The organism is Sphingobacterium shayense, assembly GCF_013179575.1.
In the GTDB taxonomy this organism is placed as follows: domain Bacteria; phylum Bacteroidota; class Bacteroidia; order Sphingobacteriales; family Sphingobacteriaceae; genus Sphingobacterium; species Sphingobacterium shayense.
This window is the reverse complement of the sequence record NZ_JABMCQ010000171.1, coordinates 1-8,631: the sequence shown is the minus strand read 5'-3', so window position 1 is coordinate 8,631 and position 8,631 is coordinate 1. Positions and strand designations below refer to the sequence as shown.

General features: G+C 39.7%; 8 protein-coding genes and 1 pseudogene. All 9 read left to right on the top strand.

The features are described from left to right. Window positions 1-345 (top strand): annotated as a pseudogene (locus HP439_RS19450) (hypothetical protein); the annotation flags it as partial. A gap of 3 nt (window positions 346-348) precedes the next feature. Next, the gene (locus HP439_RS15895; RefSeq protein WP_172391323.1) at window positions 349-1,953 is read left to right on the top strand and encodes a complex I subunit 4 family protein; all 1,605 of its coding nucleotides are present in this window, start codon (window positions 349-351) and stop codon (window positions 1,951-1,953) included. Window positions 1,954-1,967: 14 nt separating this feature from the next. Beyond that, a complete protein-coding gene (locus HP439_RS15890; protein WP_172391322.1) occupies window positions 1,968-3,431 on the top strand; it encodes an NADH-quinone oxidoreductase subunit N in 1,464 nt (487 codons plus the stop codon). A gap of 46 nt (window positions 3,432-3,477) precedes the next feature. Continuing rightward, complete coding sequence (locus HP439_RS15885; protein ID WP_172391321.1) at window positions 3,478-4,083, top strand: DUF4254 domain-containing protein; 606 nt, start codon at window positions 3,478-3,480, stop codon at window positions 4,081-4,083. Between the two features lie 5 nt (window positions 4,084-4,088). Then, entirely contained in the window at window positions 4,089-5,105 is a 1,017-nt protein-coding gene (locus tag HP439_RS15880) for a glycosyltransferase family 9 protein (protein ID WP_172391320.1), read from the top strand. A gap of 10 nt (window positions 5,106-5,115) precedes the next feature. Beyond that, window positions 5,116-6,243 carry a glycosyltransferase family 4 protein gene (locus HP439_RS15875; protein WP_172391319.1) on the top strand — a complete coding sequence of 376 codons (1,128 nt, stop codon included), beginning with the start codon at window positions 5,116-5,118 and terminating at the stop codon, window positions 6,241-6,243. Further along, window positions 6,221-7,297 (top strand): glycosyltransferase, encoded by a 1,077-nt coding sequence (locus HP439_RS15870; RefSeq protein WP_172391318.1) that lies wholly within the window; start codon window positions 6,221-6,223, stop codon window positions 7,295-7,297. Before HP439_RS15875 ends, HP439_RS15870 begins: the two co-directional genes overlap by 23 nt. Next, window positions 7,294-8,352: a glycosyltransferase gene (locus HP439_RS15865; protein WP_172391317.1), complete on the top strand. Its 1,059-nt coding sequence runs from the start codon at window positions 7,294-7,296 to the stop codon at window positions 8,350-8,352. The genes HP439_RS15870 and HP439_RS15865 overlap by 4 nt, the downstream gene beginning before the upstream one ends. A gap of 143 nt (window positions 8,353-8,495) precedes the next feature. Further along, a partial coding sequence (locus HP439_RS15860) for a glycosyltransferase (protein WP_172391316.1) occupies window positions 8,496-8,631 on the top strand: 136 nt, incomplete at its 3' end.

Below are 8,631 nucleotides of genomic sequence, written 5' to 3'. Positions count from 1 at the left end.
GATAACAAATTGGTATTATTCGCCAACAATCAGTTTTATCTCAATGAATTTAACGAGTTCGTTTTTGTAAAAAACATAAAGCGAGTCAGTCGAGCGCTTTATTTCGTTGATCGAAAAATCGTTGACGGACTAACCTATTTCTTTACAAATTTGGTTAACTGGCTTTCCCAGATAGCGCACTGGTTTGATAAAAATATTCTTGACGGAATAGTAAATCTTGTGGGCAATAGCACGTACTACCTTGGTCATTTGGTAAGACACGTTCAAAATGGGCAATTACAAGGATATATTGGTTTTGCTTTGACCGTCTTGATTTTGGGTTTTCTTTATTTGATAATTAAATAGAACATGGGCTTATTATCCATATTAATATTTCTTCCCTTGATTGCCTTAACATTGATTTTGGCTCTACCTCATGCAGCTCGGTTGAGTTATAAATATATTGCGCTAGGCTTTACGTTGTTGCAACTGGGGATATCATTATATATTTACCAAAATTTTCAAGGGTCACAAGCGGGTGTGAATACCCTTGCAGACTTCCAGTTTCTGGAACAGATATCATGGATTCGATTGGATTTAGGCGCGATTGGAAAACTAGAGATCGATTATCTAGTTGGGCTAGACGGTATATCACTACCTTTAGTCGTGTTAAGTGCTTTGGTTATGCTTATGGGAATCGGTGCCTCTTGGAATATCGACAAAAGTCCAAAAGGCTATTTTGCGCTGCTCATGTTACTTAACACAGCAGTGATGGGAATATTCTGCGCACTAGACTTCTTCCTTTTTTATGTCTTCTATGAAGTTATGCTCTTTCCCCTTTATTTCTTAATTGGTATATGGGGTGGTTCCCGGCGCGAATATGCAGCCATCAAATTTTTCTTATATACATTGTTGGGGTCTGTCTTAATGCTTCTAGTTATCGTAGGCTTGTATTTCTCTGTAATTAACCCAGAAACAGGAGCACATACCTTCAACATGTTACATATGATGAACGCCAGCAACTACGTTGAAGGATCCTTTTTTAGCTTTATTGGTAATTATCATGAAATATTGGGGGTCCCTGCAAGATTGGTTGGATTTATCATTCTGTTTTTCGCCTTTGCTATTAAAGTACCAATTGTACCTCTGCATACCTGGCTCCCTGACGCACACGTAGAAGCCCCTACTCCAGTTTCCATCATCTTAGCCGGAATACTTTTGAAGATTGGCGGCTATGGTATCATTCGAGTGTGTTATAGTATATTTCCGGACATGGCGGCGCATACAAATTGGTGGCTAGCACTAATTGGAGTAATTTCGATCTTATATGGAGCTCTTAACGCATTGGCTCAAAAAGATCTAAAACGAATGATCGCATATTCGTCCGTATCACATATGGGATTTGTTCTCTTGGGCATCGCTTCTTTAACAGCAGAAGGGCTTTCCGGCGCGATGTTTCAAATGATTTCACATGGTTTTTTAAGCGCTGCATTATTTTTCCTTGTAGGGGTCATCTATGATAGAGTCCATGACCGTTATATATACCATTTCAGAGGGTTAGCGACGATCATGCCTAAATACACCGCCTGTGTGGCGATTGTCTTTTTTGCTTCGCTTGGCTTACCGGGATTTTCCGCCTTTATCGGCGAAGCTTTTGTAATCATCGGGGCATTCAATGCTCAAACAATATCAACTGGAATCCCACGCTGGATGGCGATTGCTGGATCCGCAGGAATATTTTTAAGTGCCGCTTATTTCCTATGGACGCTACAACGCATGTTCTTCGGACAAACGCGTTTACAAGGGGGAACTGAATGGAAAGCCGCACTCACCGACCTTAATCGTCGCGAACTAATTATTCTCGTACCAGCAATTTCCTTAGCACTTATTCTGGGTATCATGCCATCGCTTGTGTTTGGTAAGCTAAATGCATCTATCCTTAAGCTCATTGATATTATCAATCCATACTTATAAGTCCGTAGAAAACAGTGAATATCTCGATCAGCAATATACTTGACCAAATCATAAGTTCCGTACCTTTATTTAAGCCGGAATTGGCCCTCATTATTGGATTTGTCCTCAGTATATTCTCTTCGTTGTTTCTACATCGGATATATAAACATTGCACATACGTAGCTACACTACTCACACTAGGGATTGTTGGATATCTCTTGTTCGAACAACTTGGTCAGGTCTCAATTGGTTTTTCAAACATGTGGATTGTAGACCCCATGAGTAGTTATGCGCGGATCATTACCATCATCTCTGCATTCGTTATTACTCTCTTTATCGGAAGTCGGCATTCAGATAATAATGGAGACATTTATAGCGTACTTCTTGCTGCAATTCTAGGAACGCATATTCTTGCTAGTACTAGCAACTGGTTATTAGCATTTATCGGTATTGAAATGGTCTCTATCGCTTCGTACATCCTGGTAGGGTATTTTTCAAAAAACAAAGGTCAGGCAGAAGCTTCCATGAAATACGCGCTGTTTGGCTCAGTCTGTGCAGCGGTCATGCTTTATGGGCTATCGTTAATCTACGGTCTGACAGGAAACCTTGATTTTCAAGCGGCAGCACATTTACAAGGATTAATGGCAGCGCCGGAATTGATGACCAGCCTAGCGCTATTGTTTACCTTAGTAGGTATAGGTTTCAAACTAGGCTTTGTCCCTTTTCATGTGTGGACCCCTGACGTATACCAAGGTGCCCCAACGAGTATTACAGCTTTTTTATCTACAGTACCAAAAGTCGGCGCCCTCATTTTGTTTACACGGCTGTACCAGTCCTATTCTTCTACCAATTTCTATTTTTCGGAATTGATAAATTGGTATGTTGTCTTAGTAGCTATTGCAACTATGTTAGTTGGTAATCTAGCCGCACTACGCCAGACGGATGTAAAAAGAATGATGGCCTATTCATCGATCGGACACACAGGCTTTTTATTAATGGCCATCTATGCTTATCAAGACAGTTCTGCTTTCCTATTTTTCTATATTTGTGCATATGTACTGATGAACTTAGCTGCATTCCTTTTTATAGATCAGCTGGAATACCTAACAAAATCCACGTTAATAAGTAGCTATGGCGGGCTAGGAAAAAAGATGCCGGTACTGTTCACTGCCTTTTCGTTGGTATGCATCTCGTTGATCGGACTACCTCCCACTATCGGTTTTATTGGTAAACTGATGGTTTTCACTGCGCTCTTTGATTTTACCGGAGATTATAACAACACAGCAGTGATCTTACTGCTTGTCGTGGGAGCATTAACCTCAGTTATCTCCTTGTTTTTTTATTTTCGTATTCCGTTATATGCCTTCTTGCGGAAAGAAGAAAATATTTCTCAAGAGAAAACTGCGCCGAACATGCTTTTATACATCAGTTACTTGTTCACATTACTACTTATTCTCCTTGGCTTATTCCCGAGTTTCCTAATAGATATCTTTAATTAACTTTTTCATTCATCAAGCAAAAAGTTAATTCCCTATCTTTGCGCTTATGATTAGCGCAATTGCCAACAATATGTTTAAAAAGGCGATCGATGATTACCATCGATTTGACAACATCGACCAACCGATAGACAACCCATATGATATCCAATCATTGGAACACCTTCTTTACCTTAAATGCTGGATAGACACCGTGCAGTGGCATATGGAAGATGTGGTTCGTAATCCAGATATCGAACCCGAGCGAGGATTATATTGGAAACGTCGCATCGATGAATCGAATCAATTCCGTACCGACACTGTAGAGTATATCGACAGTTATTACTTAAGTCTATTTCGCCACGTGAAACCTTCATTAGAAGCACGTGTTAATACAGAAAGTCCTGCTTGGGCAATCGATCGTCTTTCGATCTTAGCTTTAAAAATATATCACATGGAGCAAGAAACCAGACGTGGTGATGCAAGCAAGGAACATATCGAGACCTGTCAAAACAAATTAAACGTGTTGCTTGAACAGCGAAAGGATTTATCACAAAGCATTGATGAGCTTCTATCGGATATTGAAAGTGGGAAAAAATATATGAAAGTATATAAGCAAATGAAAATGTATAATGATCCTTCATTAAACCCTGTGCTTTACGGGAAACAAAAATAATCACGATGAAAAATGTTCGAGTGTTAATCACGCGCTTTTCTGCCATGGGCGATGTGGCAATGGTCGCTTCTGTCTTGCGGGAGCTTAGCATGCAGCACAAGCATATCGAGCTCATCATGGTTAGCCGTCCACAATTCAAGGCGTTCTTTGAGGATATACCTAATGTTACCTTCCACCCCATCTTTCCAGAGGAGCAACACAAAGGTCCTAAAGGATTATGGCGTTTATTCGGTGAACTTAAACACTACGATATTGACTACGTCGCAGACCTTCATAATAATATCCGTACGCGTATTCTATCTCTATTTTTCAAAACGGCTGGATTTCCCTTGGCAACCTTAGATAAAGCTCGCCATAATAAGAAAGAGCTTACGCGTAAAAAACATAAGGTATTGAGACAGTTACGTCCCACAGTAGAACGTTATGCCGATGTTTTTCGTCACCTGGGATTTCCGATAAAACTAGATCATAGGCTCACAAAAAAGGTTCGCCCGGTCCCCAGACAATACGAGCAGTTCTTGGTGAAGGAAAAGATCCACATCGGCATCGCCCCCTTTGCACAGCATCCCTATAAAGTATGGGCAACCGGACATTGGGACCAGATTTTTAACACATTCGATCAAAAAAAATATTCATTTTATATTTTTGGCGGAGGCAAACAGGAAGATGAAATTGCCGAAAACTGGAGTAAACAATTTCCCAATGTGCACAATACGATTGGAAAACTCGGTATTGCCGGGGAGTTAGATTTAATCAGCCATCTCAAACTTGTAATAAGCATGGACTCTGCTGGAATGCATATGTCATCTCTTGTAGGCACACGTTGCCTTTCGCTATGGGGTGCAACGCATCCATTTAGTGGTTTTCTTGGGTATGGACAATCAATACAGGACTGTATACAAGTACAGCATCCAAATCGGCCTAGCTCCATCTATGGCAATAAATCCTGTCTTTGTAATGGCATTGAAGCCATCGAACTGATAACTCCGGAAATGGTTATCGCAAGATTAAACAAAATATAACATTCGTAGTATGCGCATAGGGTATGATGCAAAACGCTATTTCAACAACAGTTCGGGATTAGGAAACTACAGTAGAGACCTAATACGTTCGATGCATGAATATTATCCCGATAACGACTACATCCTATACACGACAAAATCAAAACCCACCATCGATGCGTCTCATTTACAGATTCGAACTCCTAGGAAGAGCTTTCTCAACAAAATTTTTCCATCTTATTGGCGTAGTCGTGGCATAATTGAATATCTACAAAACGACGATATACAGGTTTATCATGGTCTCTCTGGTGAAATTCCTATTGGTATCCATAAAACAGAGATCCGCTCCGTGGTGACCATTCACGACCTTATCTTCATTCGATACCCTGAGCTTTACAAGCCACTAGACAGATTGATCTATGCCAAGAAGTTCCGCTACGCAGCGGAACGTGCCGATAAGGTTATCGCAATAAGCGAGCAAACCAAACGGGACATTATCAATTTTTTAAACATCGAGGAGCATAAGATAGAAGTTATCTATCAGAGTTGTCACCCTGCATTTAAACAGCCTATCAGTGAGGAAAGAAAAGAAGAAATCAAGAAACGCTACCAGCTCCCAACTAACTTTATCTTAAATGTAGGTTCTGTGGAACGTCGCAAAAACGCGTTACAGATTGTAAAAGCAATTGAAAATCAAGATATTCCACTAATAATAATCGGAAAGAAAACTCCGTATATGGATGAAATCAAAGCCTATGTAGCAACTCGCGCTCTAGAAAAAAGAGTGAAGTTTCTTAAGGTAGATAATATGATGGACTTGGCAGGCATATACCAGCTAGCTAGCATATTTGTCTATCCATCAACTTTTGAAGGTTTTGGAATTCCTCTCATCGAATCATTATACTCCGGAACACCTGTGATAACAAATCGTTCAGGAGTCTTTCCAGAAGCCGCCGGCCCTTCGTCATGGTATATAGACCCCACGAATATTGACGAAATATCTCATGCTATTCAGTCCATTTTGTCTTCTACTACTCTTGAACAACAAATGAGAACTAACGGATTGGACTACGTTCAACAATTTAATGATGACAATATTACTTGCAAAATCCAAAAATTATATCAAAATTTAGCTAATGATCAAATTAGCCTTTTTTAATTCTTCTATTTCCTGGGGCGGCGGGGAAAAGTGGCATATGGAATCGGCATTGCATTTTGCGAGGTTACCGAATTATAAGGTTTTTGTGTTCGGAGACCCCAATAGCGAGTTGAAAAAAAGAATAGCGTCCCACCCACATATCACCTATATTGACTTCGCAGTATCGAATCGGAGCTTTCTGAATCCGATTAAGGTTAACCGCTTAAAATCTATCTTCAACACCCTCTCGCTTGATATATTAGTTGTCAACGGTTCAGCTGACATCAAAATTGCTGCCTACGCTGGGCACCTTTCAGGTACCGAACGTATAATTTATCGACGCGGTTCAGCCATTCCTATAAAAAACAGTGCTGTAAACCGCTACATATTTAAAAATTGCATCAGCGACGTACTAGCTAACTCTCAGGAAACAAAAAAGACGATAAACATGAAATATTCGCAAATGTTTCCCTTAGAAAAAATCAAAGTCATATACAACCCAATTAATACAGTCCCTTTTCAAGAAAAAGAAACTAAAAGCGAAGAAAATGACCACATTGTAATCGGGAATCTTGCGCGTTTGGCACCGCAAAAAAACCAAACGTTTCTTATTGATTTATCGCGCGAACTTAGCTGGCGGAATATAAAACACAAAATATTAATCGGCGGAACCGGACCTCTCGCCCAGGAACTAGAAAAATACAATAAGCAGTCGAAAACAGAAAAAAATGTGAACTTTCTTGGTTTCGTTTCCGACTTGGATAGCTTCTTCAATCAAATCGATATTTTTCTATTAAGTTCCAAGTGGGAAGGCTTCGGTTATGTACTAGCTGAAGCGGCGTTATACAGGAAACCGAGTATTGCATTTAACGTGAGTAGCAATAGAGAGCTTGTTCTACATGGTGAAACTGGATATCTAGTCCCTTATGGAAACATTGATCAAACAATAGAATATATTCTCAGTCTTGGTGACCAAAAGACACGCGATGCCTTCGGACATGCCGGGTATCGGCATGTGCTCAAACAATTCGATCAAAAAGTTATCTATCAGCAGCTCGAAGAATTTTTACGATGAAAACAAAAGTAGCAGTCGTTGAGCTGGGTGATTCTCACGAGGAATGTTTAGAAAGTACTTTATGGTTTCTAAGTGAGCAGTATGAGGTGCATTTATATGTCAGCGTAGCACTTGAAAACCGAATCGCTCATTTGAGAACCTACTGTGACCGAATCGAGATCGTTAAACACAACAGTAAAGAAGTGACGATTAAAGCGAGTTTCCTTCTTGCTACTAAATTAAGACAAACTGCCTACAAAGCTGTCTTCCTGAACACGGCGCAGGGACGTATAAAATTCCTATGTTTATTTTCAATCTTTACAAGGTCTAAATTCGTCGGGATACTCCATAACATCAAAAAACTACAAAAGGGATGGGGTCAAAAACTGATCTCAAATAGAGTTTCGCAATACTTAGTACTCAATGATTATTTGGTTGAGCCAGCACGACAGCTCACCAAAACGCCCGTTAAGGCTTATTATCCGATATTTTTTCAAACAATATCGGATATGCCGATAGAAAAACCGGAAGGTCAAAAATGGATTTCCGTACCGGGGAGAGTCGAAAATAAACGTCGCGATTATGATTTTTTGATGCAGATAGCACATGTCTTAAGGTCTTCGCCAGAATACAAATTCATCATTTTGGGGAATATCCAAGCGACATCCGACGGGCGTGACCTTCTAAAACAGATTGAACAAGCAGGGTTGACGCAAAGCTTCAAAACTTTTTCCACATTTGTGGATACCTCGGTATTTCTAGCTTACTTAAAAAAATCCGATATTATATTACCGCTTATTACGCCTCGGATCAACGATTTCAATAGTTATCTCAAATCAAAAATAAGCGGGAGCTGGAACATGGCATTTGCTTTTCACAAACCTATGATTGTTCATCCAACCTTTCTAAAACATGCTGATTTCGAAGAAAATGCATTGACCATTGACGAAATTCCCGATAAAACAATACTGCTATCGTTATTATCTTCGGATTCATCTCGGAGAGTATATCAGCATCCTAAATGGGAAAAATCATTTCAGAAACAAGGATTATTAGAGATTTTCAATTATCTTTAGAACGTGTTTTCGTCCTTAATAACCAACCTATTAAAGACAGGACTGCAAAACTCGGATTATAATTCCTTTATTTTTTTCATTTGCTATTGTAACGTTTCTGAAATAAATAACGTTATAATAAGGAAACGACAAAAACGCAACATATGACGGTAAGTTTAATAATTTCTACTTATAATTGGCCCGCAGCATTAGAACTTGTGCTTTTGAGCGTGGCAAAACAAAGTATTCTACCTGAGCAAATCATCATAGCAGACGACGGTTCGCGTCAGGATACCGCAG